At 38.8% G+C, this 26376-nt stretch carries 22 protein-coding genes; 10 read left to right on the top strand and 12 right to left on the bottom strand.

Annotation, left to right across the window (positions count from 1 at the left end; translation table 11 throughout):
* Positions 1-15: 15 nt before the first annotated feature.
* The gene (locus tag J8L85_RS13930) at positions 16-1362 is read left to right on the top strand and encodes a M24 family metallopeptidase (protein ID WP_211018137.1); all 1347 of its coding nucleotides are present in this window, start codon (positions 16-18) and stop codon (positions 1360-1362) included.
* Positions 1363-1432: 70 nt separating this feature from the next.
* Positions 1433-4045: a carboxypeptidase-like regulatory domain-containing protein gene (locus tag J8L85_RS13925; protein WP_211018136.1), complete on the top strand. Its 2613-nt coding sequence runs from the start codon at positions 1433-1435 to the stop codon at positions 4043-4045.
* A gap of 11 nt (positions 4046-4056) precedes the next feature.
* On the opposite strand, the gene J8L85_RS13920 is transcribed toward J8L85_RS13925, so the two are convergent.
* Entirely contained in the window at positions 4057-5685 is a 1629-nt protein-coding gene (locus tag J8L85_RS13920; protein WP_211018135.1) for a carboxyl transferase domain-containing protein, read from the bottom strand.
* 74 nt (positions 5686-5759) lie between these two features.
* Between J8L85_RS13920 and J8L85_RS13915 the strand changes: the two genes are divergently transcribed.
* The 3 genes from J8L85_RS13915 to ettA all read left to right on the top strand — a co-directional run bounded on the left by J8L85_RS13915 (position 5760) and on the right by ettA (position 8745).
* Positions 5760-6734 (top strand): Gfo/Idh/MocA family oxidoreductase, encoded by a 975-nt coding sequence (locus tag J8L85_RS13915; protein WP_211018134.1) that lies wholly within the window; start codon positions 5760-5762, stop codon positions 6732-6734.
* 69 nt (positions 6735-6803) lie between these two features.
* Positions 6804-6986, top strand: a complete 183-nt coding sequence (locus J8L85_RS13910; protein ID WP_072994856.1) for a CAL67264 family membrane protein — start codon at positions 6804-6806, stop codon at positions 6984-6986.
* A 67-nt stretch (positions 6987-7053) separates the two neighbouring features.
* Positions 7054-8745 (top strand): energy-dependent translational throttle protein EttA, encoded by a 1692-nt coding sequence (gene ettA, locus J8L85_RS13905; protein WP_211018133.1) that lies wholly within the window; start codon positions 7054-7056, stop codon positions 8743-8745.
* Positions 8746-8806: 61 nt separating this feature from the next.
* Here the strand turns inward: ettA and J8L85_RS13900 are convergent, their stop codons facing one another.
* On the bottom strand, positions 8807-9622 hold the full coding sequence (locus J8L85_RS13900) for an MBL fold metallo-hydrolase (RefSeq protein ID WP_211018131.1): 816 nt from the start codon (positions 9620-9622) through the stop codon (positions 8807-8809).
* A gap of 17 nt (positions 9623-9639) precedes the next feature.
* Positions 9640-10098, bottom strand: a complete 459-nt coding sequence (locus J8L85_RS13895) for a GNAT family N-acetyltransferase (protein ID WP_211018129.1) — start codon at positions 10096-10098, stop codon at positions 9640-9642.
* A 169-nt stretch (positions 10099-10267) separates the two neighbouring features.
* Between J8L85_RS13895 and J8L85_RS13890 the strand changes: the two genes are divergently transcribed.
* Positions 10268-11155 (top strand): hypothetical protein, encoded by an 888-nt coding sequence (locus J8L85_RS13890; RefSeq protein WP_211018127.1) that lies wholly within the window; start codon positions 10268-10270, stop codon positions 11153-11155.
* An 81-nt stretch (positions 11156-11236) separates the two neighbouring features.
* On the opposite strand, the gene fumC is transcribed toward J8L85_RS13890, so the two are convergent.
* Positions 11237-12634 carry a class II fumarate hydratase gene (gene fumC / locus J8L85_RS13885; RefSeq protein WP_211018126.1) on the bottom strand — a complete coding sequence of 466 codons (1398 nt, stop codon included), beginning with the start codon at positions 12632-12634 and terminating at the stop codon, positions 11237-11239.
* Positions 12635-12770: 136 nt separating this feature from the next.
* On the opposite strand from fumC, the gene J8L85_RS13880 reads away from it, so the two are divergent.
* The gene (locus J8L85_RS13880) at positions 12771-12947 is read left to right on the top strand and encodes a hypothetical protein (protein WP_211018125.1); all 177 of its coding nucleotides are present in this window, start codon (positions 12771-12773) and stop codon (positions 12945-12947) included.
* Between the two features lie 241 nt (positions 12948-13188).
* Here the strand turns inward: J8L85_RS13880 and J8L85_RS13875 are convergent, their stop codons facing one another.
* The 7 genes from J8L85_RS13875 to J8L85_RS13845 form a co-directional block, all read right to left on the bottom strand.
* Positions 13189-15684 (bottom strand): outer membrane beta-barrel family protein, encoded by a 2496-nt coding sequence (locus J8L85_RS13875; protein ID WP_211018124.1) that lies wholly within the window; start codon positions 15682-15684, stop codon positions 13189-13191.
* Between the two features lie 4 nt (positions 15685-15688).
* Positions 15689-16195 (bottom strand): hypothetical protein, encoded by a 507-nt coding sequence (locus J8L85_RS13870; RefSeq protein ID WP_211018123.1) that lies wholly within the window; start codon positions 16193-16195, stop codon positions 15689-15691.
* An 83-nt stretch (positions 16196-16278) separates the two neighbouring features.
* Positions 16279-16623, bottom strand: coding sequence for an arsenate reductase (glutaredoxin) (arsC, locus tag J8L85_RS13865; RefSeq protein WP_211018122.1), 345 nt, complete (start codon positions 16621-16623; stop codon positions 16279-16281).
* Between the two features lie 24 nt (positions 16624-16647).
* Positions 16648-17746 (bottom strand): peptide chain release factor 2 gene (prfB, locus tag J8L85_RS13860; protein ID WP_211018120.1). Its coding sequence is split into 2 segments (ribosomal slippage): positions 16648-17679 and positions 17681-17746, totalling 1098 coding nucleotides; the frame shifts between segments, so codons are not numbered across the junction.
* 63 nt (positions 17747-17809) lie between these two features.
* Positions 17810-18676, bottom strand: a complete 867-nt coding sequence (locus J8L85_RS13855; protein WP_211018118.1) for a transglutaminase family protein — start codon at positions 18674-18676, stop codon at positions 17810-17812.
* A 44-nt stretch (positions 18677-18720) separates the two neighbouring features.
* Entirely contained in the window at positions 18721-19668 is a 948-nt protein-coding gene (locus J8L85_RS13850) for an alpha-E domain-containing protein (RefSeq protein WP_211018116.1), read from the bottom strand.
* A 4-nt stretch (positions 19669-19672) separates the two neighbouring features.
* A complete protein-coding gene (locus tag J8L85_RS13845) occupies positions 19673-21139 on the bottom strand; it encodes a circularly permuted type 2 ATP-grasp protein (RefSeq protein WP_211018114.1) in 1467 nt (488 codons plus the stop codon).
* A 200-nt stretch (positions 21140-21339) separates the two neighbouring features.
* On the opposite strand from J8L85_RS13845, the gene J8L85_RS13840 reads away from it, so the two are divergent.
* Both J8L85_RS13840 and J8L85_RS13835 read left to right on the top strand, forming a co-directional pair.
* The gene (locus tag J8L85_RS13840; RefSeq protein WP_211018308.1) at positions 21340-23748 is read left to right on the top strand and encodes a zinc-dependent metalloprotease; all 2409 of its coding nucleotides are present in this window, start codon (positions 21340-21342) and stop codon (positions 23746-23748) included.
* 20 nt (positions 23749-23768) lie between these two features.
* Positions 23769-24791, top strand: a complete 1023-nt coding sequence (locus J8L85_RS13835) for a GntG family PLP-dependent aldolase (protein ID WP_211018112.1) — start codon at positions 23769-23771, stop codon at positions 24789-24791.
* On the opposite strand, the gene J8L85_RS13830 is transcribed toward J8L85_RS13835, so the two are convergent.
* A complete protein-coding gene (locus J8L85_RS13830; RefSeq protein WP_211018110.1) occupies positions 24786-25103 on the bottom strand; it encodes a YegP family protein in 318 nt (105 codons plus the stop codon). The genes J8L85_RS13835 and J8L85_RS13830 overlap by 6 nt on opposite strands.
* Positions 25104-25253: 150 nt before the next feature.
* Between J8L85_RS13830 and J8L85_RS13825 the strand changes: the two genes are divergently transcribed.
* Positions 25254-26354: an OmpA family protein gene (locus tag J8L85_RS13825; protein ID WP_211018109.1), complete on the top strand. Its 1101-nt coding sequence runs from the start codon at positions 25254-25256 to the stop codon at positions 26352-26354.
* The last annotated feature ends 22 nt before the right edge of the window (positions 26355-26376 follow it).

The raw sequence follows: 26376 nt of genomic DNA, 5'->3' as shown, positions 1-26376 counted from the left end.
TAAATATTCAGGTGTATGAAAAAAGCGGTTTTTCTTTTGGTTTTGTTGTCTTGTTTAAGTGTCAATGCCCAGTATATTTTAGATGAACGGGAAAGGGCGACGGTAGTAGATGAGATATTGGATGACCGTTTTAATAATCTGTTGCCAGATTTGATGGATGCGGCCGATATAGATATGTGGGTCGTAATTTCAAGGGAATATAACGAGGATCCGGTAATACGCACTATGCTGCCCGCTACATGGCTGAATGCCCGTAGAAGAACCATCTTGCTTTTTTACAGAAACAAAGAGAAGAACAGTATCGAAAAACTGGCTGTGGCCCGTTACAATGTGGGTAAGAATATTATATCTGCTTGGGATAAAGAGAAAGAGCCCGATCAATGGAAGCGCTTAATGCAATTGATAACCGAAAGAAATCCGAAGAAAATAGGATTAAACTTTTCTAAAGACCATAATATAGCCGATGGCCTGGATAAGACCGATTATGATGAGTTTATGAGGTACCTTCCAAAAAAATATAGCAATAAGGTTGTTTCTGCAGAGCAATTGGCCGTTCGGTGGATAGAGACCAGAACAGCACGCGAAATGGTTATTTATAATCAGTTGGTGGATATTACCCACGATATCATTGCGGAGGCTTTTTCTGAAAAAGTGATAACTCCCGGTGTAACCACTACATCCGATGTTGAATGGTGGATGCGTCAAAAAGTAACAGATTTAGGTTTAGAGACCTGGTTTCATCCTACAGTGGACGTTCAGCGTTCTAAAGAAGAGTTGGTAGGGCATTTATATTCTTTTTCCGGAAGGCCAGAGGATACGGTCATTCTGCCGGGGGATCTGTTACATTGCGATTTCGGTATTACCTATTTGCGACTTAATACCGACTGTCAAGAATTGGCCTACGTGTTAAGACCAGAAGAAAGGTCGGCTCCTGATTTTTTGGTCAACGGACTTAAGGATGGTAATAGGGTACAAGATTTTCTTACTTCCAATATGATCAAGGGTAGAACGGGAAATGAAATTTTGGCAAAATCGTTGAAAGAGGCAAAAGCGGCCGGACTAAGGCCTGCAATATATACGCATCCGTTGGGAATGTACGGACATTCTGCAGGTACTACTATTGGTATGTGGGATTCGCAAGGCGGTGTAATGAAAGATGATGGGGAAAACTACCCGCTAAACCCCAATACCGTTTACGCCATAGAATTGAATACTACCATCAATATTCCAGAATGGAAAAGAGATATTCGTATTATGCTGGAAGAGGCCGGTTTTTATGGTGAAGACGGCTTTAGATACGTAAATGGTAGGCAAACGGAACTTTTGCTGATACCAAGGGTGAAAGACCACCAAGGTAATTAAACCGATACCCGATAGTATAGGGTCAACGGTTTTATAAAAAAACATTCTAACCATTAATAAAACTGCTTCTATGATGAGGGATTTTAATTTTGTTTTTAAAAGAACCCTCGTTGTTTGTGCATGGTTTTGTTTCTTTTTGCTGTCCCAGGACTTGTTTTCACAAACAATTTTTAAAGGGGTGGTTTTAGATGCCGATACGGGTCTTCCCTTACCTTATGTAAATATAGGTTTCGTGAATAAAGGATTGGGTACGGTTTCGGAAGAGGACGGTACTTTTAATTTTTCTTTTGACGCATCTAAATTATCATCTTCCGATACTTTGAAGGTTTCTTCTTTGGCCTATAAAGATTATAGGTTGCCATTTTTAGAGGTACAAGGGCAAGGTGCCAAACCTCTCCAAATAAAATTAGAACCAGAGGTTGTAAGCCTTAATGAAGTTGTTTTAAGTAGCCGCAAAAGAAAACGTAGGAGCAAAAATGATAAAATTGTGGGCTATTCTTATGTTGGTAAATTAAAAAATGGTTCGTGGGAAGGTGATGGGGCCTTAGGTGGTGAATTGGTGACCAAAATTAATGTGAACAAGAAAAGTAGGCAGCTAAAGGCCTTTTATTTTTATGTTCTAGAGAATACCTCCGACAGTCTTTTGATACGGATTAATGTATATGACGGAACCACTAAATATCCAGAAAAAAAGATTACCAATAAGAACATTCTTTATACCCTTAAAACCAAGGTAGGTAAAGTAGGAGTAGACCTTGAACCTTATAATATTATAGTAGAAAACGATTTTAGTATAGGTGTAGAGCTTTTAAAGGTATATGGTTCGCAGATCGGTCTTATGTTGGCCGGTGACGATACTCCGGGGGTTTCCTACAGGAGGTATGCGAGTCAAGGGGAGTGGAAAAGGTATTCTAAGGATGCCCTGACCTATTTTGTAAGTACTACGTTGTTGGACGATGATGAAGATGATGCGGACATGGATGAAACTTTGGTCCTCGATTACTCGGAAGAACAACTGCTAAATACCATGGGTAAGAACAAAAAACAGGTCGGAGGCTTTGTTTTTAAAGAAGGGGAACCCATTGTCAAAGCACAGATTCAGAATCTTACCACAGGTGAAGTTGCATTTACCGATGAGAAGGGCAGGTATACCATAAACGCCAAAGTGAACGATGAGCTAGAGTTTAGCCATTCCTTTTTAGAAAAGGAAAAAAGAAAAGTACTGGAAACATCATATGCCGTTAATGTTTCTTTGCAAGAAAAAGTGGTGAACCTAGAGGAGGTGACGGTTACGGCATCGACCAAAGGAAAAAGAACACAAGAAGAACTGTTGGCACAGTATAATGAAGATAAGGGGATTATAAAGACTTCTTTCGGCATTTTTGACAAAGAAACTTCTGGGGTTTCTTTAAAAATTATGGATGAGTCGGATTTTACCAGTGGTGCCACTACATTGGGCAATTTGTTAAGGGGCAAGGTTTCTGGTTTAAGTATGTTATCCACGGACAAGCTAGATGGTTCTACACAAATTTTTTTAAGACAGGGGGGTACTAGCAATCCTATTCCTGCAGCATATGAAATTGATGGTCTTATTGTAGAGGGGTTTCCCACTTTCCTCGACATATCACAGATTAAGCGTATTGCTGTTTTATCGGGGCTTTCGGCGGTAGCCAAGTATGGTTCTATAGGAGCTGGTGGCGTTATCATAATCAATACTAAGGCCAGTGCGTCGTCCAGTAATGGGCAAAAGCGTGGGGCGGGCATAGGTAATGCCCGAACAGTGGCATCAAAAACGATAACGGAAGAAGAGGCACGACGTAATTGGCCGGATTTTTTGCAAGAGCTATATAGTTCCACAAATTTTGCCCAAGCACAAGAGGTTTATAATACCTACGAACCCAAATATGGCTCCAATCCTAATTTTAATATAGATGCCATTAACTATTTTCTTGAATTTTGGGCAGGTGAAACTTTTACCGAAGGTTTAGTGGAGCGTAATCTAGAACGTTCTACTAAAGATGTCGACTACCTTAAGGCATTGGCCTTTGTTTTGGACAAGAATGAAAAGTATGGACTATCGGTCGATCTTTATAAACGAATCTTGAGGCAGAAATCAAATTCGATAGAGTCATATAGAGATCTCGCCTATGCCTATGTTCTTAACAAGCAAGAGGAAAAAGGAATGGGGTTGTACGGTCGGTGTTTTAACCTTTTAGAAGAAGGTTATTTTTCTGAACCGCCCGAAGCCCTTCAGAATGTTATGAATTCTGAGGTGAAAGTATTGCTCGATATTCCTGAGGAGAAAATAACCTCTTCTTTAGCCAATTTGATGGAAGATGAACGCAAAACAAGAATTTTATTGGAATGGAACGACGATTCCGCAGTATTGGATTTTCAGTTCGTGTCTTCCGATGGCTATGTAAGCGATTGGTCCAACGAAAGGGATGGCGAAGCCAAAGAAAGCCTTGTTTCTAGAGGCTTCACCAGTAAAGATTTCTTTATATATGGTAATGAGGGATCTTGGCAAATAAACTCCAATTATAGGGGTAACAAATCAGGGTTGGCCACCTATTTGAAAATTACCATCAGTACCGATTATGGTACTGCAGATCAAAAGAACCGTACAATGTTCTTTAGGGCCGATATCAAGGATGTTTACAGAGAACTCGTTAAAATTCCATAAGCATACCTATCCTAAACCTGTAAAACTCCCATGTTAAACGGTTTTTCGATAGGGGAATGGTCGGCAGCTTCAATTCCCATAGAGATCCATTTACGGGTTTCCAAAGGATCTATAATGGCATCTGTCCATAATCTTGATGCCGCATAATAGGGGGAAACCTGATTATCGTACCTTTTTTTGATTTTATCGTAGAGTTCGGTCTCTTTCTTTTCTGTAATGGTTTCTCCTTTCTTTTTTAGGGAAGCCTTTTCGATCTGCAATAAGACCTTGGCCGCAGAATTACCGCTCATTACAGCAAGTTCTGCACTTGGCCATGCAACTATTAGTCTAGGGTCATAGGCTTTTCCGCACATGGCATAATTACCTGCCCCGTAACTATTTCCTATAACCACAGTAAATTTTGGCACTACCGAATTACTGACGGCATTTACCATTTTGGCACCGTCTTTTATAATACCGCCATGCTCACTTTTGCTACCGACCATAAAACCGGTAACATCCTGTAAGAATACCAACGGAATTTTCTTTTGGTTGCAATTGGCAATGAAGCGTGTGGCCTTGTCGGCAGAATCCGAATATATGACCCCTCCAAACTGCATTTCCCCTTTTTTTGTCTTCACGACCTTTCGTTGGTTTGCCACAATGCCCACGGCCCAGCCATCAATTCTTGCATAACCGGTGATGATGGTTTTTCCATAACCATCTTTATAAGGTTCAAATTCGGAATTGTCCACTAACCTTTTGATGATTTCCATCATATCGTACTGTTCTGCTCTTGAGCTGGGCAGAATACCATATATGTCCTCTTGTTTTTCTTTTGGGGCCAAAGGTTCGCTACGATTATATCCGGCCTTGGGAAAATCCCCTATTTTGTCCATAATATTTTTAATGGTATCCAAGGCGTCTTTATCGTCTTTGGACTTATAGTCGGTTACCCCGCTAATTTCGCAATGGGTAGTGGCGCCACCAAGGGTTTCATTGTCTATACTCTCACCGATAGCGGCTTTTACAAGGTAGCTTCCTGCCAAAAATATACTTCCTGTTTTATCTACGATCAAAGCTTCATCGCTCATAATAGGTAAATAGGCGCCACCGGCAACGCAACTTCCCATAACGGCCGATATTTGTGTAATGCCCATACTGCTCATAATGGCATTGTTCCTGAAAATACGGCCAAAATGCTCTTTATCGGGAAAAATTTCATCTTGTAACGGCAGATAAACTCCTGCGCTATCTACTAAATAAATAATGGGTAGTTTGTTTTCTATGGCAATTTCTTGGGCCCTAAGATTTTTCTTGGCCGTTATGGGAAACCATGCCCCGGCTTTTACCGTAGCATCATTGGCGACTACGATACATTGTTTTCCTTTTACGTACCCAATTTTTACGACCACACCTCCAGAAGGGCATCCACCATGTTCTTCGTACATTCCTTCTCCTACAAATGCACCTATTTCCAATTGTTCTGAATTTGGGTCTAGCAAATAATCAATACGCTCTCTAGCAGTCATTTTTCCTTGTTCGTGCTGCTTTGCTATTTTAGCTTTTCCACCACCTAGCTGTACTTTTGCCAATTTTTGCCTAAGTGTGGACAGTAATAACTTGTTGGTATCTTCGTTTCGATTGAATTTTAAATCCATTCTTTACAATTTCTTTTTTCTAGGCTAAAGATAAGGAGTTAAATTTGGGTAAATACAATACTAAAAACAAAAGTATGGTTAGATGGGGTATCGCAGGAGCTGGTAAAATAGCTCATACGTTTTCAAAAGATTTGACATTGGTGAAGGGAGGGCAGCTGACGGCGGTCGCTTCTAGAAGTTTAAATAAGGCCCGGGAATTTGCTTCCGAATATGGGGCATCCCATTCTTTTGGGAGTTATAAGGAACTGTTTGAAAGTGATACGGTAGATGTGGTCTACATAGCGACTCCCCATACCGGTCATGCCGCATTGGCCATAGCCGCTATGAAAGCCGGCAAAAATGTGTTGTGCGAAAAACCTTTAGGGGTAAACAAGAAAGAAGTAGCGGCTATTGTAAAAGTAGCGCAAGAAAATGGGGTTTTTCTAATGGAAGCCCTTTGGTCTAGGTTTAACCCCACGATAAAAAAAGTTAAAGAATTAGTAGATGCCGGGGAAATTGGCAAAGTAGGATATTTGTATTCTGATTTTGCTTTTTATGCTTTGGATAGGGATGAGGGAGGAAGAATTTTGAACCCTGATCTTGCTGGGGGATCTTTGTTGGATATAGGTATTTACCCTATTTTTTTATCCTATCTAATGTTGGGGATGCCTACAGATATTATGGCCAAGGCCAATTTTCATTCTACCGGTGTAGAAAAACAGTGTAGTATGGTGTTCGGTTACCCCGATGCCCATGCGTTATTGTATAGTGGGTTAACTTCAAATTCTGAAATGAAAAGTGAGATTTCGGGAAGTAAAGGGAGTATCTATATTAACCCCAGGTGGCATGAGGCTACCAGTTATACCATTGTTAAAGATGGGAAAACTGTAACGGTCGAGGTCCCAAAAACAGGAAAAGGGTATACCCATGAGATCGAGGAGGTGCACCAATGTCTTGGTGCCGGTAAGTTGCAGAGCAATTTATGGAGTCATAAAAACAGTCTCGATCTAATTTCCTTAATGGATAAAGTACGTGAAAAGACGAAGATCAGGTTTCCTTTTGAGGAATAATCCATAATAAAATTAAAAAGACATTTTAAAAATTGCGATATTTGAAGTTCGCTAAAAATTATAGATAAGATGGGAATGAACAAGAACACGGTTTTGGCATGGGCCACATTTATTATGATTTTGGTCGGTTTGGGGCTCATAGCCCTTGGAGCATTTAGATATGATGACGTAGCAGGATGGGGATTTGCCTCGGTAGGTATAGGATTTTTTGCTATTGCTTGGGTATTTAATGCACTTAAGGGAAGGGTTTAGTTTCCTTCTAAAAAACACATGCGTCGTACGCTTTTCTTTAAAACACAATACCTAATTTTTAATTATTATGTCTGACGATAAGAAAGTCATTTTTTCTATGTCCGGGGTTACAAAAACCTTTAAAACGGCAAACACACCGGTACTTAAAGATATATACCTGAGTTTTTTCTACGGTGCCAAAATCGGAATCCTGGGTCTTAATGGATCGGGTAAGTCCACATTGTTAAAAATAATCGCTGGGGTAGATAAAAACTTTCAGGGAGACGTGGTGTTTTCACCGGGTTACAATGTTGGTTATTTGGAACAGGAACCAAAGTTGGATGAAGATAAAACGGTATTGGAGGTCGTAAAGGAAGGGGTAGCGGAAACCGTTGCAATTTTGGACGAGTATAATAAGATCAACGATATGTTCGGTCTGCCAGAGGTTTACGAAGATGCTGATAAGATGCAAAAGTTGATGGACAAGCAAGCTGCTTTGCAAGATAAAATAGATGCATCAAACGCTTGGGAATTGGATACCAAGCTAGAAATTGCCATGGATGCCCTTAGAACCCCCGAGGCCGATAAGAAAATAGCTGTTTTGTCCGGAGGTGAACGAAGAAGGGTAGCCCTTTGTCGCCTACTTTTGCAAGAACCGGAAATATTATTGTTGGATGAGCCTACCAACCACTTAGATGCAGAGTCGGTACATTGGTTAGAGCATCACTTGGCCCAATATAAGGGTACGGTCATAGCGGTTACCCACGATAGATATTTCTTGGATAATGTGGCAGGTTGGATTTTAGAATTGGATAGGGGAGAAGGCATACCTTGGAAAGGAAACTATTCGTCATGGCTAGATCAGAAGTCAAAAAGAATGGCCGATGAAAGCAAATCCGCCTCCAAAAGACAAAAAACATTGGAGCGTGAGTTGGAATGGGTGCGTCAAGGAGCCAAGGGTAGACAGACCAAACAAAAGGCACGTCTTAAAAACTATGATAAGTTGATGAGCCAAGACCAAAAGCAGTTGGACGAAAAGTTGGAAATCTATATACCGAATGGACCACGATTGGGCACCAACGTTATCGAGGCCAAAGGTGTAAGTAAGGCTTTTGGGGATAAATTGCTATACGAGGATCTTAACTTTAAATTGCCCCAAGCGGGTATAGTTGGTATTATCGGTCCGAACGGTGCCGGTAAAACCACTATCTTTAAAATGATCATGGGAGAAGAAACTCCGGATAAAGGGGAGTTCATTGTTGGTGAAACTGCCAAAATAGCCTACGTAGACCAAAGCCATAGTAATATTGATCCGGAAAAAACCATTTGGCAAAACTTCAGTGATGAGCAAGAGCTTATAATGATGGGGGGAAGGCAGGTGAATTCTAGAGCCTATCTAAGCCGATTTAATTTCTCTGGTAGCGAGCAGAATAAAAAAGTGAACATGCTTTCCGGTGGTGAGCGTAACCGTTTGCATTTGGCAATGACATTAAAGGAAGAGGGCAACGTATTGCTTTTAGATGAGCCAACGAACGATCTGGATGTTAATACGCTGCGAGCATTGGAAGAAGGTTTGGAGAACTTTGCCGGATGTGCGGTCGTTATTTCCCACGACAGATGGTTCTTGGATCGTATCTGTACCCATATACTTGCGTTCGAAGGGGATTCTCAAGTATATTTCTTTGAAGGGTCTTTCTCAGAATATGAAGAGAACAAAAAGAAACGCCTAGGAGGTGATTTAATGCCGAAACGTATTAAATATAAAAAGTTGATTCGATAACGAACAGATGACATAAACCAAAAAGCCCCTTCATGGTAACCAGAAGGGGCTTTTTTATGGGTTAATATTCGTTGTTCGGATACCAATCTAGTTGTACCACTTCAATATCAGGATTGCCGGCATTTACCAATTCCTTAAACTTTGCTACATCGCTAACATCTGGTTTACCTCTATAATGATAGGGGTATACTTGTTCTGGTTTAAAGGCAAGTACTCCTTCGGCCGCATTTTCAACGGTCATAGTATATGGTAAGTTCATGCAAACAAAAGCTTTGTCGATATTTTCTAGACTTCGCATTTCTGGAATATCCTCCGTATCGCCAGAAAAATAGATTCGTTGATCGCCCAGGTTCAATATATAACCGTTGCCCCTTCCTTTTTCATGAAATTTCTTGGCCTCTTCCCGCAGATTGTACATAGGTACGGCTTCTATGGTAATACCATATCGCTCTTTTGATTCTCCATTGGCCAAAATATCCAACTGTGTCGTAAACTCTTCCGGTAATTTATCGGCGACGGCCTTGGGGGCAATTATTTTGGCTCTGGAAGTGTTTAGTTCCCGTAGGGTCTCAACACTTAGGTGGTCTCCATGAATATCCGTAATCAATATTAAATCGGGTAGCTCTTGTTCCTCAAAAGCTTTTGCACCTCCCACAGGGTCAATATAAACCGTAATATCGTTCCATTGTACTACGGCGGTAGCATGTTCTATGGGAATTATGGATACGGTATTGTTCGTTTCTTCTTTCGATTGTTCTGAAACGGCATTTTGGTTTTGTGCTGTTTCATTAACCTTAGAATCCGATTTTTTTTCGTTTTTGCAAGAAAAAACGAAGAGCGCTATAAGGATAGGCGCAAATAATTTTATTTTTTTCATACGACTGGTTTTAGGGTTTATATTATTAATTCCATTTTAACATCGCTTCGGGCGTAGGGTAGGGGTTCTTCTAATTCTATTTCTTTGAACCCGAATTTTTTATAGATGTGCAGGGCGGTGTCTAGTTTGGTGCTAGAATATAATTCGATTTTTTTGCAATCTTTCTGTTTGGCAAAATCAATAGCGTATGCTAACATTTTTTGCCCAATTTTTAAACCTTGATATTTTTCGCTTACGGCCATTTTGCCCAATTCATACGACGTTTCGTTTTTCTTTATCAGAGCGAAACACCCTACGGGAATCTCATTTAATAGGGCTATAAAGATATACCCTCCTTTGTCAATTATATTCTCTTGGCAATTGTTTAGCAACTCGGTGTCCTTGTTTTCAACTTTAAAATATTTGTTTAGCCATAACAGGTTCAAGTCTCTGAAAGCTTTTGCGTATTTAGGTTCGTACGGAATTATTTTTTGCATGGCAGGGTCTACATTGGTGACAATATAAAATTAGATTATTGTTTATGAGGAAGCCGTTAAGAAAATAAATTAACAATAAAAAATCTAAAAATTAGTTCTTTGCGTATATAGTATTGATACAAACAATTATTTTAGCTTAAAACCAACGCGATTAATTAAAAATTACATTATGACTGAAACAAAAAGTAACAATGGATTGAAGGTCTTGGCCGCTTTGTTAGGTGTGGTACTTTTAGGTACTATTATATACACCGTTAGTCTTTATCAAGATAAGAAAAAGACAGAGAGCGTTCTTACCAAGGAAAAGGAACTTGTGGTCGAGGATTTAAATAGTCTAAAATCAGAGTATGACAAGGCAATTTTGGAGAGCAATGCCACCAATGAGGAATTGGTTTCTGCAAGAGATAACATTGCGAAGTATATTGACTCTGTAAAAACAATGAAAGCCGACATTTCTACACTTTCTAGATATAGAAGACAAGTAAGTGTCTTAAAGGCGGAAAGAGAGCAATTGTTGAAACAAGTTGATTCTTTAACAAGATCTAACACTATGATCGCTATGCAGAGAGATAGCACTTATGTAGAGTTGGAAAAACAAACTGTTTTCAACGATTCATTGGTTGTTCAAAACACTCAATTGGCAGATGCAGTTGAAAAAGGTTCTGCTTTAAACTTGTCTAAAATCAACGTAGATGCAGTAAAAGAACGTAACAGTGGTAAATTGGTTTCTACACAAAGAGCCAGGGCTACCGACAAATTTAAGATCTGTTTTACAATTGCCGATAACGTTATTGCACAAGCGGGTGATAGAGAATTTTATATAGAGGCTTTAGATCCTCAAGGAAATGTAATGGGAGAGAGCTTCTCTAAGACGAACGATGAAGGTGCTTCTATTACTTATTCTAAGTCAACTAGCTTCTACTATGAAAATAAAAGCTTGGACATCTGTGATTATTTGAACAAGCCTGCAGGTGATTTCAAAAGTGGAAAATACATGGTAAATGTATATGACGATAAACTTAAATTATTGGGTACATCTCAATTTACCCTGAAATAATAAACACATACACTATCCATTAAATAAAAAATGGCGGTCTGTTACAGACCGCCATTTTCATTTTATATTATTTAGTTAGGTCTATTTTAAACTGCCTACCATGTCTTCGGGTTTTACCCATTCGTCATAATCTTCTGCAGAAACGTAACCTAGGTTAATAGCTTCTTCTTTCAGGGTAGTACCGTTTTTATGCGCCGTATTTGCTATTTCGGCGGCTTTGTAATATCCTATTTTGGTATTCAGTGCCGTAACCAGCATTAAAGAATTGTTCAAAAGTTGTTTAATAACCTCATGGTTGGGCTCTATGCCATTGGCACAGTGTTCTTCAAAGCTAGTGCAGGCATCACCTAATAATTGTGCGGACTGTAAAATATTGGCGGCCATAACCGGTTTAAAAACATTAAGTTCATAATGTCCTTGGGTACCACCAACGGTTATAGCAACATCGTTGCCCATTACTTGTGCGCACACCATTGTTAATGCTTCACATTGGGTAGGGTTCACTTTACCCGGCATTATAGAGCTTCCTGGTTCGTTCGCGGGAATAATTATTTCACCGATACCTGAACGTGGACCAGAAGCCATCATTCTAATATCGTTTGCAATTTTGTTCAAAGAAACGGCAAGTTGCTTTAAGGCCCCATGACTTTCTACAATGGCGTCGTGTGCTGCCAGTGCTTCAAATTTATTCTCGGCGGTCTTAAAAGGAAGGCCGGTAAAATCTGAAATGTACTTGGCGACCAACACATCATAACCGGCAGGGGTATTCAATCCTGTGCCTACTGCGGTGCCTCCTAAGGCCAATTCGCTTAAATGGTCTAAGGTGTTTTTTAATGCCGCCAATCCATGGTCCAGTTGAGAAACGTATCCGGAAAACTCTTGGCCCAAGGTTAAAGGTGTAGCATCCATAAGATGGGTTCTACCGATCTTCACTACATTTTTAAATTCTTTCGCTTTTTTATCTAAGGTATCCCTTAATTTTGTGATTCCCGGTATGGTTACTTCAACAATCTTTTTGTACGCTGCAATATGCATCCCCGTAGGAAAGGTGTCGTTTGAAGATTGTGATTTGTTGACATCATCATTGGGCTGTATGGTTTTTTCTCCCTCACCAATAACGTTGCCCGCCAATTCATGTGCCCTGTTGGCAATTACCTCGTTAACGTTCATGTTACTTTGGGTACCCGAACCGGTCTGCCATATAACAAGGGGAAATTGGTCGTCATGTTTGCCTTGTAAAATTTCATCACATACCGTAGCGATCAAATCTCTTTTTGTTTCGCTCAAGACCCCTAACTCGCAATTCGCAAAAGCGGCTGATTTCTTTAAATAGGCAAAACCATATATTATATCCAAAGGCATAGAGGCCCTTGGTCCAATTTTAAAGTTATTTCGCGAACGCTCTGTTTGGGCACCCCAATATTTGTCTTTGGGAACCTTAACTTCGCCCATGGTGTCTTTTTCTATTCTGTAACTCATGATGATAAATTTTTAGAATAACAAAGTTAGCAGTTTAGCGAATTATTTGCGGATCATTGAGAATTAAATATTTTTTAAATTTGATTTGCAAAATTTAGGTATTTCAAAGTATCTTTGAAGCGTAAAACTTATGATTATGTTTGAATTTGACCAATATTTAGGATTTTTAGCATTTTTAACCATATTGACCATTGGTTTTTGGTTGATGATATTTTTATTGACATTCGTAGTTCCATATTGGTTATTTGGTAATATAAAAGAATTGTTGAAAGAAAGGCGCGACAAAAAAAGAGCCGCCGCCGATAATATATAATGAAAAGGGAAGCTATTGCTTCCCTTTTTTGTTGCCACCAAATTTATTTTCCTCCTTCTTGTCTTTAATTGGTTATGTTCTCTCTTTACGGTTTCTTACCTCATATAAGAACTTTTTGATAAGTTATAGGTTTATGCGGTAGATTTTTATTTATAGAAAGAAAAGAACCAAAATCAAATTGTATATAATAAAAAAAACGGGAAGCTAATAGCTTCCCGTTTTTTTATGGAGGTTTTTACTGTTAACCTTCTATTTCTTCCTCCATATCTTCATTTCCTCCTCTATTGTTACCTCTATTACGCTCTTTTGGTTGATTGAACCTATATACGAACCCTAGGGTTATTTGTCTTTTCCTCCATTGGAATTCACTGTCGGAGGTAAAGAATTCGGTTTCGGTATAGGATCTTCTCTTTCTCGAGTTCAATAAATCGCTAACGTTCATAGAGAGGGTCCCGTTGTCATTTAAAATATCTTTACTAAAGGCCAGGTTCAACGAAAATATTCCTTTGTATTCGCTCTGTGCCGTTTGTGAAGGCCCTCTGTAGAATGCATTGGTCTGCCAATCTATCTTTGCAGGTAAAGAGACCTTAGAGCTAAACCTTGCAAACCAACTGGTGTTGGTCGTACCATAATCTACACCATTAAAATCACCTTCGGTGGAAAAACGGAAAAAATTGAAACTAGAGTTTAAGCGCAACCATTTGGCCGGATTGTATAGCATTCCGGCCTCTACGCCAATTCTGTCGTTCGTAGAAAGGTTTATAGGTATGGATCTGATTATTTCTATACCATCGGTAGTTGTTTGTCCTGTCTCTTCTTGTACACGTTCAAAAGAATCTGTTTCCCTTTGGTAATAGACAGAAGAAGTGAAAGTTAACTTATCCCACCTTTTTAGGTATCCCACGTCAAAAGCATTGGAAAACGCTGGGTTTAGGTCTGGATTTCCTTGAAAAATATTAGTTCTACTGGAGCGGGAAGGGAAGGGGTTTACAAACCATCCTCTGGGTCTATTGATTCTTCTATTGTAACCAAGCGATATATTTTCATTGTCCGCCAATTCAAATATTAAATTAACGGTAGGGAAAAGTCCCAAGTAGTTTTTGTCGAAATTTACATCGACATCAACTCCCAATTGATCTTCCAGTTCACTAGTGTCATATTCAGAATCCAGTTCTCCTTTAAGTTGTGTGTTTTCTAATCGTAACCCTAATAAGAAAGAAAACTTTCCGAACTTATTACCGTATTGGGTGTATAGGGCATTTACATTTTCTGTATAGGTGAACAAATTGGTCAAATCTTTGTTGATATCAAACAGACCGGTACCTTGGTTTAAAGAATCTAAGCGGTAATTTGTAGCATCTTTTTCGAACGTTCCCCTATAACCAGCTTCAAACTGTGCATCCCCCAGTGGAAGTACATAATCTGCCTGTACTAGATACTCGTCTTCCGACTCTGTTTCATAGACATTTTCCAATACAATTAGATTTTGATTGGGCAGTGTGTTGTTTTCCTCTATAATAGAAACTTTGGTCTCTTCTCCTTTTGAGTACTGAAGGTCAACTGTCAGTTTTTGACCATCTTCGTCCAAATCGTTTACATAGTTTAATGAAAACTGATAGTTTTCATCGTCTTCATTTTCGTCTTCGGTTCTGTATGTTTCGTTACTAAGGGCGCTACCAATATATCTCATATTGGTATTTTCCGTATCATCCTCACTATCCGATGTTCTATAAAAAACACTACCTGTAATAGAGGATGTTTCGGTTAAAAAGTATTCTAGGCCTAAGTTGGTATTGAAACCTTTTCTTAACCTGTTATATTCCCTGTCTTCTATTATCCTGTCATAGCTTCCAGAAGTATAGGTGTTGTCATAAAAGGCATTACCGGGTGCGTCTCTGTAGCTGTATCCTGTGGTATTGAAGATATTGAACTTATCGGTTCTTAAATTTACGTTTGCAGAAATACCACTATTTACGGGGTATCCGATCGTAGTATTTACCGACCCGTTGAAACCCAGTGTCTTTTCTTTCTTTAAGACAATGTTCAGTATGCCAGCGGTACCCTCTGCATCATAACGTGCAGATGGACTGGTGATTACCTCTACTTTTTCTATGGCATCTGCAGGTAATTGTGTTAGGGCATCCGTAGAGCCAAAACCTGCTAAGGCAGATGGCTTGCCGTTTATCAATATTCTAACATTCTCGTTACCCCTTAAACTGATGGCCCCTTCTACATCTACATCTACAGAAGGTACATTATTAAGGGCATCTGTAATAGTGGCCCCACTGTTGGTAAGGTCTTTACCGATATTGTATATTTTTTTATCCAAACGTACTTCTACCGTGGTCTTTTCGCCAACAACTTCCACACCTTCCAATTGAGCTACGTCCAAAGCTAATTTTACAACACCTAAATCCTTTGATCTGGTTAGGGTTTGGTTAGGAAGGGAATAAGTTTTATATGAAATGTATTCTATTCTTATGTTATACTTTCCTGGAGTGGTTTCGACGTTAAATTTACCGTCCATATCTGTGATGCCTCCAGTAATTTTTTGAGGATTTTGTGCATCTTGTAGAACTAAGGTTGCATATTCTAAAGGTTCACCTGTTTCTTGGTCTAGTACTGTACCGGTGATTTTGATTGATGTTGGGCCATTTTCCCGGCCTCCTCCTGGTCTTTGACTTAAAATTGGGTTTAAAGTAAGTAATAGCAGGAGTAAAGGGAAAAGTTTTTTCATTAGTTTAGTTTTTGTTTTTCTTTCGTTTCTTTTTTTGTTTTTTCTTCTCTTTCAATGCTTTTGCAACGCCCTTTTTTTGGAGTTCAACAAAAGCTTCATACTTATCGGCAGGCAGTCCGGCCCTTAATTCTTCATCTTGCTTTTTAGTTATGTTTTCATAAACTTCTCTCATTTTTTCAGGAGGAAGCTTTAAAATTTGAGCTTCGATTCTTTCCTGAACATATTTTTTTAGTACTGAACTTAATACCGCGCTTTCAAAATCGTTTAATTGTAACGCCTCTGTAATAGAGGGCATTTCGGCATCAACAATTTCTTCAGCTGTTTTTGGGGTCTCTTCTTTACGGGTCTCTTGGGCTTGTGGAATACCAGATCTTTGTCTTCCATAACCATAACCTCCTCTTCCATAACCATAACCTCCGTAGCCATATTGGCCATATATTTCATTGCCGGCAAATAACAGCATTACTACGGCAAGAACATTAAAACGACTAAATATTAAAATATTTTTCATAATGTTAGATTGTGAAATTATACTATGGTTTAAGTATGATTGGTTAATTATTTGTTAATTGTTGAGACCCCAAAACGATAAGACTATGAGATAAGTTCCTCTATGTTTGTGGAAGGCCTGCCAATAACTGCCCGGCCGTCTTTTACTACGATAGGTCTCTCTATTAATTTTGGGTGCTTTATCATGGCATCCAATATGTCTTCATCCGATAAAAGTCTGTTTCTATAATTTTCTTTCCAAATCGCTTCGTTTTTCCTTACCAAATTTTCCGCAGTGATTCCAAGACATTTTAAAACTTCCCTTAATTCTTCTTTAGAGGGTATATCTTCCAGATATCTCTTAACTTCAAATTTCTTGCCAGACTTTTCCAGTAGTTCTAATCCTTCCCTAGATTTTCTACATCTTGGGTTGTGGTATATTTTAATCATTGTTCTATAGTTTAAGTAAACAGTTTATTCTTCTTTTTGTCCCATCATCATAAGGTAAGATTTTAAGAACGCGTCTATGTCGCCATCCAGTACGGCATCTACATTACCTGTTTCTTCCCCGGTTCTAACATCTTTAACCAGTTTGTAGGGGTGCATTACATAATTACGGATCTGTGAACCCCATTCTATTTTCATTTTTGAAGACTCAATTTCTTGTCTCGCTTCCATTTTTTTTCGTAACTCTATTTCATAGAGTTGGGATTTCAACATTTTCATGGCCGTAGCTCTGTTATCGTGTTGGCTTCTGGAATCGGAACATGAAATTTGAATTCCTGTAGGGTGGTGTACCAATTGTACTTTTGTTTCCACTTTGTTTACATTCTGCCCACCGGCCCCACTTGATCTGGCAGTTGTAATGGTTATATCCGCTGGGTTTACATCAATTTCTATACTATCGTCCACCAATGGGTACACATACACTGATACAAAAGAGGTATGCCGTTTAGCATTGCTGTCAAAAGGCGAGATACGTACCAAACGGTGTACGCCATTTTCACCTTTTAACCATCCGAAGGCAAACTCTCCGTCTATTTCTAAGGTGACCGTTTTAATACCGGCAACGTCTCCTTCTTGAAAATTGAGCTCTTTTACCTTATACCCATTTTTTTCGGCCCACATCATGTACATGCGCATCAACATAGCTGCCCAATCACAACTTTCTGTACCCCCGGCACCTGCCGTAATCTGCAAAACTGCGGGTAGCTCATCGCCTTCTTCCGAGAGCATGTTCTTGAACTCCATTTTTTCTAAGGCGTCCAAGGCCTTTTTATATTGTAGGTCTACCTCTTCTTCAGAAACCTCGCCTTCTTGTTGAAATTCTATCAGTACCTCTAGGTCATTAACTAAAGTGCTGGCCGCATTATAGTCATCGACCCACTTTTTTTTGGACTGAATAAATTTCATATGTGCCTGTGCTTCTTGGGGATTGTCCCAAAAATCCGGAGCTAGGGTTTTCTCTTGCTCGTTCTCAATTTCTATAAGTTTGGCATCAATGTCAAAGATACCTCCTTAACGCACCAAGGCGATCAATGAGACCTTTGTAGTGGTCTGTTGTTATACTCATTTAGATAAAATTTCTGGTAAAAATAGTATTCTTTTTTACCAAATAGGAATTGTGATATCTGTTTTATTGTTGTACTGCCTTTTGTTGGCCTACTACCGTTACGGAATGCGAAGTTTTATTGGATCCCTGAGTGTATATAACTCCTTTAAGAGGGGAGCAATCATCATAGTCCTTTCCGTGACAAACCTTAATATGGTTTTTGTTGGCAAGAATATTGTTTGTAGGGTCAAACCCGATCCACCCTAAAGTAGGAATATATGTTTCGGCCCATGCGTGCATTTGAGAATCTCCAAAAAAACCACTTTCATGATTTAAATAACCAGAAACATACCTGGCGGGTATTCCGTTTTGTTTTGATATTGCACAGAATAAATGTGTAAAATCTTGGCATACCCCTCGTCTTTTTTCGATGATTTCATCAAGGGTGGTATGTACATCTGTGACCCCGGTCGTATAATGTATGTAGATGTAGACCCAATTGTTCAGGGACATCAGATTTTCATAAATGGACAGATTTGGGTCAAATTGAAAAAGATCTGCTTTTGAATGGGGGATAGAAGTAAGCCGGGTAGCTCTTAAATATTTTTCAAAATCTACTTTGAAATCGATAGAGGAAGCCAAATCATAATAATCTTCCATTGTTGGGCTAGATAGTAAATGTGTTGGTTCTTGAAAGGATTTTAGCAGTTTAAAGGTAGCTTCAAAAGATATTTGTTTGAATTTTTTCCGACTATGTAGCCTTATAGTATTGAAACCATAGCCATTAATGGAAAACTGGTTTATCGCGTGTATGGAATTTGAAAAATCGATGGAAACCAAATCTTGCGTTTCATTCTCTTCGGGAATAATCAAAAATTGCCAAAAAGCATTATCCACCCAATTTTCATATGTATTTTCAGCTATATAGGTAACCGTATATTCTTTCGACATAAACTTTCTTCATTATTGTTGTAAAAATACATTATTTAAAATCTCTAATAATTAAAGAACTCTTCATTTATCTTATTGCTTATATCATCAAGACTTTTGAGTATATTTTCAATAAAGGATTTAATATCTTGTTCTATTTCCTCAATATATTTGTATTGATATTCTGCTCGTACTCTTCCAATTAAAAAAGCGGTGGAGTTTTTATTGTACCTTTTTTCTGGGTTTAAAATTTTCACATTTTTGTAGACTTGGTTAAGGGCGTTCATTACAGATCTTGGACAGTTCGGGTTTAAGATTAAAAACTCTAAAGTAGAAATACTGGTGGGTGTTTTTTTATAGAATCTACGCATCATGTCATATGACTCCGCACACTTTAGCAAGGTGGCCCATTCCGCACTTTTGCTGAACATTATATCATGGTTTCCTTGGGTCAATAGGGCATCGTTGTATTTTGTGTTTATCATACGGGTAACCTGGGTGGCCCTTTCGATATTAACGCCCATCAAAATAATGGCATAAATGGAATCGTGCAGAAGGGTTCCCCTTATTTTACCCCTTAAAATGGCACTCATTTCAGAAACATTGATGGTAAAATCGTACAATCCACTTTTAACGAAGATTTCTTTGGGGTACTTCAAAACAAAGTGGTAAAATTTATTGATGGCCTCGTAAAGTTCTGTTGAAATTAAATCTCGGGCACTATTGGCATTTTCCCTGGCCTGTTTTACATTGTTCAAAATTGAAAACTCAAAATTCGGATCAAGTCCTATTTTAAATAGAACATCCTCTTCCTTTAATATTTTGTTTGGGTCTTGTTCCGGAGCTCCTACCATGAACAACATAGACCTTAATACGAACTGGCGATTTTGTGATACTTGGTTCGGGGCATCTAACGAGGAAAAATAGTTTACGTTCATATACCGCGCTATATGTTCGGAACGCTCAATATAACGACCCATCCAGAAAAGATTATTGGCTACTCTTGCTAGCATATGTTTATTGTTTTTTTAGTACCCAAGTATCTTTGGATCCGCCTCCTTGCGACGAGTTTACTATTAAATTTCCTTTTTCGAGAGCAACCCTTGTCAATCCACCTTTTAGTACAAATTCTTTGTCTTTTCCCAAAATGGTAAAGGTTCTCAAATCTACATGGCGCTGTTCAAAAGATTCGCTTTTGTCTATATAGGTAGGGTGTACGGATAAGGACATGATGGGTTGGGCGACATATTTTCTTGGGTGCTCCTTTATTTGTTTTCTAACCTGTTCTATTTCTTTTTGGGTTAGACGATCGCCAATAGAAATACCGTAACCACCGGCCTCGTCAACGGGTTTAATGACCAGGTCTTTTATATTTTCCAAAACATATTCCAATTCTGACGGTCTACTGCAATGGTAGGTGTGTACATTGTTTAAAATAGGTTCTTCCCCTAAATAATATTTTATGATCTCTGGCATATACGTATATACCGCCTTATCATCCGCTACACCTGTGCCTGGAGCATTTGCTAGGGTTACATTGCCTTTTTTATACGCAGCGAAGAGTCCAGGGACCCCCAAAGCCGAATCTGGCCTAAACTCTAAAGGGTCTAAAAAAATATCGTCGATACGACGATATATGACATCTACTTTTTCTGGCCCTTTTATTGTTTTCATATAAACGAAATCGTTTTCAACAAAAAGGTCTCTGCCTTCCACCAGTTCTACACCCATGGTCTTTGCTAAATAAGAATGTTCATAAAAGGCGGAATTGAACATACCTGGTGTAATAACTACGCAATTAGGTACATCTACTCCTTTAGGTTTTACCGATTCCAATAAATCCAATAGGTTTTCGGCATAATTTGTAACCGTGTGTGTTTTATAATGATTGAACACCCCAAAAAGGGCCCTTTTAAGGGCTGTTCTGTTACATATTACATAGCTCACGCCCGAAGGACATCTTATATTATCCTCTAAAACATAATATTTACCGTCTTTATGTTTAATGATATCGATTCCTGAAATATGGTTGTAAATCCCCCCGGGAGGATTTACGCCATTCATTTGGTCGAGGTAGTTTGCGGAAGAAGTAATAAGGTCTAGGGGAACAATATTTTCACGAAGAATGTTCTTTTCGTGGTAAATGTCCCATAAAAATAAATTTAAGGCCTTGCTTCTTTGTATCGAACCTTTTTCTATGATTTCCCATTCATCGGAATCTATGATGCGGGGAAAAAGGTCAAAAGGGAAAATCTTTTCTTGTACATTGTCTTCCCCATAAACTTGAAACGTTATGCCCTGGTTAAAAAAAGAGGATTTGGCCTTTGAATTAAGATTTACATAATCTTGAATGGAATGACCTCCATAAATATCGAACAATTTTTTATAAACAGGTTTTATTTTTCCTTCGCTATCATATATTTCATCATATAAATCGGAATTTTTTTGGTAAGAAGAAAAAATTTGATTTTTGATGTTTGTCATACAATATAGTTTTCATAAAAGGTAATTTTTATTCTTTTAAAAACATATGGTATTTTCATATTAATTGCTTGTAAATATTTTATTTTCAATAATAAAAGAATGATTTTTTGTTAAAATCTCGTTTTTGGATTTTGCTAGGGTTCCTATAAAATGTATTAACTAGAATTTGCATATTTTTAATGCTCAAACTAATTATGACCATGAAAAAAGCCCAACCACTGTTTTTGATCCTTGCCTTTTTATGTGCAACCTTTGTTTCTGCACAGTTTTCTGAAAAGAAGAAAAATTTTAAAAAGTATGAAGGATTTTTTGACTTCTATTATGATGAAGGCAACGATAAAATATTTTTAGAGGTAAAAGACCTCGAAAAAGAATTTCTTTATGTGTCCTCTTTAAGTAGTGGAATAGGAAGTAATGATATTGGCCTAGATAGGGGGCAATTGGGTAACGAGCGCGTTGTATTCTTTAGAAAGGCCGGAAACAAACTTCTGTTGGTTCAACCTAATTTGAAATTTAGGGCATTAACCGATAATGAACTGGAGAGAAAATCTGTAGAGCAAGCCTTTGCAAAGTCCATTTTGTTCGGCTTTCCTATCACGGAACAAAAAAATGGTGTTTATGTAATTGATATTACCAATTTTTTAATGCAAGACACACATGGTGTATCTGCCAGGTTGCAGCGTAGCGATCAAGGTAATTATTCTTTGGACAAAGCGAAAAGTGCCATTGCCTTGGACAGGACCAAAGCTTTTCCAAAAAATATAGAGTTCGATGTTACCATGACCTTTAAAGGAACCCCTAAAGGAAGTTATGTGAGAAGTGTGGTACCTACTCCGGGTCTAATAACGGTGGCCCAGCATTATTCTTTTATAGAACTGCCCGATAACGGATTTAAAAAACGGGCTTTTGATCCTAGGTCTGGGGCATATCCTTTTTCTTATTATGATTATGCGACACCTGTAGAAGAATCGTTGGTAAAAAGGTTTATACCACGTCATCGTTTAGAGAAAAAAAATCCTGATCAAGAGGTTAGTGAGGCGGTGGAGCCCATCGTTTATTATTTGGACAATGGTACGCCAGAACCTGTAAGGTCTGCCTTGTTGGATGGTGGTAGATGGTGGAACCAAGCTTTTGAGGCCATAGGTTTTAAAAATGCGTTTCAGGTAAAGATGTTGCCCGATGATGCCGACCCCTTAGATATTAGGTACAACGTTATTCAATGGGTACATAGGTCTACAAGGGGGTGGAGTTATGGGGCCAGTGTGGCCGACCCCAGAACAGGTGAAATAATAAAAGGACATGTCAGTTTAGGTAGTCTGCGAATTCGTCAAGACTTTCTAATAGCACAGGCCTTAATGAACAAACCTTTCGCAGAACGGGACGATAATTACAAGCCAATGTTAGATTTGGCACTGGCGCGCATCCGTCAGTTATCGGCACATGAGATCGGACACACCTTGGGTTTTGCGCATAACTTTGCCGCTAGCACCAACAATAGGGCCTCTGTGATGGATTATCCACATCCTCAATTTTCGTTAAAAAATGGAGAAATAGATTATTCTAATGCATATGACACTGGTATCGGAGAATGGGACAAGGTAACGGTGGCGTACGCCTATAGTGTTTTTCCGGAGGGAACGGATGAACGTAAGGCTTTGAACAAAATTTTGGAAGACGCCACGGCCAAAGGCTTAAGGTATATTTCGGACCAAGATGCAAGACCAATGGGAGGGGCGCATGCCTATGCCCATTTATGGGACAATGGAAAATCTATCAGTGACGAACTAAAGTCTATGTTGGATATTAGAAAAACGGCCATTTCCAATTTTTCTATCGATAATATTAAAACCAACGAACCAAATTCTGTATTGGAAGATGTATTTGCTCCTTTATATTTTTTCCACAGGTACCAAACAGAAGCGGCTACCAAGGTAGTTGGTGGTTTGGACTATAATTATACGGTAAAAGGGGACGGACAATTGACCGTTGCTCCCGTAGATAAAAAAAGTCAGGAACAGGCGTTAAAGGCAATATTATTGACCTTGGACGCTGAAGAAATTGCGATACCAAAAGAGAAGCTTTCACTTTTTCCTCCAAGAGCCATTGGGTATGGTAGAACAAGAGAGTCTTTAAAAGGAAAAACAGGAGTCGCCTTCGATGCATTATCTGCCCCAGAAACTGCTGCAGATATGACCTTAGGATTACTTTTACATCCAGAAAGGGCCTCTAGGTTAATTCAACAAAAAGCCTTGGATCCAAATAATATTGGATTGTCAGAGGTGTTGCAAGAAGTGGTATCCAATACTTTTGATAAAAAGCATAAAGACCCGTACAAGAACGAGGTGCAACAAAATATCAATTTTAGGGTATTGTTCCATATAATGAATCTTGCTGCTAGCGATAAGGTACACCCTCAGGTAAATGCCATCGCCAACCAATATCTTCAAAAATTAAGTCTTTCTGTGGCCCAAGAAGCTATAAAAGACCCAATAAAGGGTGAAATAGCCCGAAGAATAAATAATTTCTACAAGCATCCAGAAACATTTAAGGTGGTTCCCTCTCCGAAAATCCCGGACGGTTCACCTATAGGAATGGATTGCTTTCACTAAAATTTGATCTTCGTTATAATATGAAAATAAATTTGATCAGCGATACGGTTACAAAACCTACGCCAGGTATGTTGGATGCTATGATGCATGCAGAAGTTGGCGATGATGTATTTAAGAACGATCCTTCGGTAAATAAGTTGGAAGAAAAAACGGCCAAATTGTTCGGAAAGGAAGCTGCGTTGTTTTTTCCAAGTGGTACCATGACCAATCAAACGGCGATTAAATTACATACCCAACCCGGCGAACAGCTTATTTGTGATAAATATGCCCATGTGTTCAATTATGAAGGGGGAGGGGCAAGCTTTAATAGTGGAGTATCTTGTAGATTGGTAGACGGTAATCGTGGAATGATAACCGCAGATCAAGTGGAAGAGGCGATCAATCCTCCCGATTTTTACCATAGTCCGTTAACCTCTCTTGTGTGTATTGAAAATACCACGAACAAAGGGGGTGGGGCCTGTTGGGATTTTGAAGAGCTAAAAAAAATAGCAGGTGTATGTAAAAAACATGGCTTGGCATACCATTTGGATGGCGCTCGCTTATGGAACGCCTTGGTGGCAAAAAACGAAACACCGGAGCAGTACGGAGCAATTTTTGATACCATAAGTGTATGTCTCAGTAAAGGATTAGGGTGTCCCGTGGGTTCTGTTTTGGTAGGGGATGCCAAAACAATTCATGATGCCCTTAGAATTCGAAAAATTCTTGGCGGGGGTATGAGGCAGTCCGGGTTCTTGGCGGCGGCAGGTATCTATGCCTTGGACAACCATATAGAAAGGTTGGCCGAAGACCACTTAAGGGCAAAGGAAATAGGGGTGGCGCTTATAGGTCTAAGTTATATTAAAAAAGTAGAGCCCGTAGAGACGAATATTGTCATTTTTGAAATTGACGAGAATTATATGCCCAGTTCTGAATTTACGTCTAAGTTGGAGGAAGAGGATATACATATTATAAGTATGGGGCAAGGTAAGTTGAGAATGGTGACCCATTTAGACTATACCGATGATATGCATAATCAGTTCATGGAAGTCGTCAGAAAATTATAATTCGATTTCTTTTGTCTGGCCAAGAATCTTCTTTAGGTTTTTAATTCCATTTTCCATTCCTGCCTCAGAAGTGTACAGGCCACTGTTACCTATAATACGACCTTGTTCATTTTTAAGGTTAAAAAGAAATTTACCTTCGAAATTTGTTTTACGTTCAAAACGTTTTAAGGTGGCGCTTGTTTTTAACCTCTTTAAAGTGGTGTCTAAGGTCTCTTTGTCTTCAAAAGGAATACTCTCCAATAACGTTTGTCCCGTTTCGGATTTAACAGTGAATCGATAATGGTCATTGTTAATTTTACTTACCTCTATCATAAGCCCATCTTTCTTTTAAAGATAATCAATTAATATTTTTTAGGGCATATTTTACCTTTCTAAAAAAAATCTTAAAAAAAATGTGACCAATAGGAAATGTCTGTTTCTTATAGATTATAAACACTAATGATTAATTAAAGATCAGCCATTATGAAAAAAGTATTATTTCTTTTCACATTTATTTCCGCGTCTGTTGCAATGGCGCAAGATTTACCTACCGATCCCGAACCGGGAAAATGTTATGTTCGTTGTACGACTCCGGATGTTTATGTTAACGAAACCGTAACGGTAACAGTTAAACCGGCCTATAAGGTCTTAAAGACTGTGCCTGCAACTTACAAAACTGTAACAGAACGTGTTCTGGTAAAGGAAGAAGGTAAAAAGTTGACCGTAGTTCCTGCCAAGTGGGGTACAGAGACGGTAACGTATGTATCTAAAGAAGGTGCAAACACTTTAAAGATAGTTCCTTCTTCTTTCAAGCCAAGCTCTGAAACAATTGAAATTAAGCCGGCATATGCCCAATGGGAGTTAGGTGCGCCTGCGCCTGATTGTGAGTCGGGAAATCCGGACGATTGTAGGTACTGGTGTTACAAAGGGTATCCTGCAGAATTCATGAACGTAGAAACAGAGGTTATAGCTTCTGAAGCATCTACGATCAAAACCCCTATTGCCCCAAAAAATGGTTCTTACACCAAAAGAGTATTGTTAGAGCCAGCTAAAGTAGTAGAGGAAATTATTCCAGCGGAATATGAGACCATTACAAAAACGGTTTTGGATAAAGATGCCTATACTGTTGAAGAAATTGTACCTGCGGTAACAAAAACTATTACCAAAGAGGTATTGAAAGAAAAAGGAGGACTTACCACTTGGAGAGAAGTTGAGTGTGCTTTAGTAGAGTACCAAGCGTTACCTATTAATTGGAACTTAGGAAGTGCAACCTTGACTACAGAGGCAAAAACAATCATTGATACTCGTTTAATGCCTGTTTTAAAACAAAATCCTGGAGCTAAATTAGAGATCGCTTCTCATACGGATGTAAGAGGTAATGCTTCTTTTAACCAAGATTTATCTGAAAGAAGAGCCAAGGCGGTAGCCGATTATTTGATAAGTAAGGGTGTAAATTCTAGTCTTTTGGTTGCCAACGGTTATGGAGAGACAAGAATTAAAAATAGATGTAAAGAAGGAGTTTCTTGTACAGAAAGGGAACATTCCGTTAACAGAAGAACAGAGTTTAGATTAATAAATCAGTAAGCAGAATTTGCCCTAACAAAGT

Origin of the sequence: Maribacter sp. MMG018, from assembly GCF_018100785.1 — a bacterium.
In the GTDB taxonomy this organism is placed as follows: domain Bacteria; phylum Bacteroidota; class Bacteroidia; order Flavobacteriales; family Flavobacteriaceae; genus Maribacter.
This window is presented reverse-complemented; position numbering and strand designations above follow the sequence as displayed.

What these genes read in the sequence shown, in the direction of transcription:
- J8L85_RS13895 (WP_211018129.1), bottom strand. Translation starts at nt 10,098, where the DNA reads ATGCAAAAAATAATTCCGTACGAACCTAAATACGCAAAAGCTTTCAGA.
- J8L85_RS13915 (WP_211018134.1), top strand. Translation starts at nt 5,760, where the DNA reads ATGGTTAGATGGGGTATCGCAGGAGCTGGTAAAATAGCTCATACGTTT.
- J8L85_RS13845 (WP_211018114.1), bottom strand. Translation starts at nt 21,139, where the DNA reads ATGACAAACATCAAAAATCAAATTTTTTCTTCTTACCAAAAAAATTCC.
- J8L85_RS13875 (WP_211018124.1), bottom strand. Translation starts at nt 15,684, where the DNA reads ATGAAAAAACTTTTCCCTTTACTCCTGCTATTACTTACTTTAAACCCA.
- J8L85_RS13880 (WP_211018125.1), top strand. Translation starts at nt 12,771, where the DNA reads ATGTTTGAATTTGACCAATATTTAGGATTTTTAGCATTTTTAACCATA.
- J8L85_RS13870 (WP_211018123.1), bottom strand. Translation starts at nt 16,195, where the DNA reads ATGAAAAATATTTTAATATTTAGTCGTTTTAATGTTCTTGCCGTAGTA.
- J8L85_RS13890 (WP_211018127.1), top strand. Translation starts at nt 10,268, where the DNA reads ATGACTGAAACAAAAAGTAACAATGGATTGAAGGTCTTGGCCGCTTTG.
- ettA (WP_211018133.1), top strand. Translation starts at nt 7,054, where the DNA reads ATGTCTGACGATAAGAAAGTCATTTTTTCTATGTCCGGGGTTACAAAA.
- J8L85_RS13840 (WP_211018308.1), top strand. Translation starts at nt 21,340, where the DNA reads ATGAAAAAAGCCCAACCACTGTTTTTGATCCTTGCCTTTTTATGTGCA.
- J8L85_RS13825 (WP_211018109.1), top strand. Translation starts at nt 25,254, where the DNA reads ATGAAAAAAGTATTATTTCTTTTCACATTTATTTCCGCGTCTGTTGCA.
- J8L85_RS13930 (WP_211018137.1), top strand. Translation starts at nt 16, where the DNA reads ATGAAAAAAGCGGTTTTTCTTTTGGTTTTGTTGTCTTGTTTAAGTGTC.
- arsC (WP_211018122.1), bottom strand. Translation starts at nt 16,623, where the DNA reads ATGATTAAAATATACCACAACCCAAGATGTAGAAAATCTAGGGAAGGA.
- J8L85_RS13925 (WP_211018136.1), top strand. Translation starts at nt 1,433, where the DNA reads ATGATGAGGGATTTTAATTTTGTTTTTAAAAGAACCCTCGTTGTTTGT.
- J8L85_RS13900 (WP_211018131.1), bottom strand. Translation starts at nt 9,622, where the DNA reads ATGAAAAAAATAAAATTATTTGCGCCTATCCTTATAGCGCTCTTCGTT.
- J8L85_RS13835 (WP_211018112.1), top strand. Translation starts at nt 23,769, where the DNA reads ATGAAAATAAATTTGATCAGCGATACGGTTACAAAACCTACGCCAGGT.
- J8L85_RS13850 (WP_211018116.1), bottom strand. Translation starts at nt 19,668, where the DNA reads ATGCTAGCAAGAGTAGCCAATAATCTTTTCTGGATGGGTCGTTATATT.
- J8L85_RS13910 (WP_072994856.1), top strand. Translation starts at nt 6,804, where the DNA reads ATGGGAATGAACAAGAACACGGTTTTGGCATGGGCCACATTTATTATG.
- fumC (WP_211018126.1), bottom strand. Translation starts at nt 12,634, where the DNA reads ATGAGTTACAGAATAGAAAAAGACACCATGGGCGAAGTTAAGGTTCCC.
- J8L85_RS13830 (WP_211018110.1), bottom strand. Translation starts at nt 25,103, where the DNA reads ATGATAGAGGTAAGTAAAATTAACAATGACCATTATCGATTCACTGTT.
- J8L85_RS13920 (WP_211018135.1), bottom strand. Translation starts at nt 5,685, where the DNA reads ATGGATTTAAAATTCAATCGAAACGAAGATACCAACAAGTTATTACTG.
- J8L85_RS13855 (WP_211018118.1), bottom strand. Translation starts at nt 18,676, where the DNA reads ATGTCGAAAGAATATACGGTTACCTATATAGCTGAAAATACATATGAA.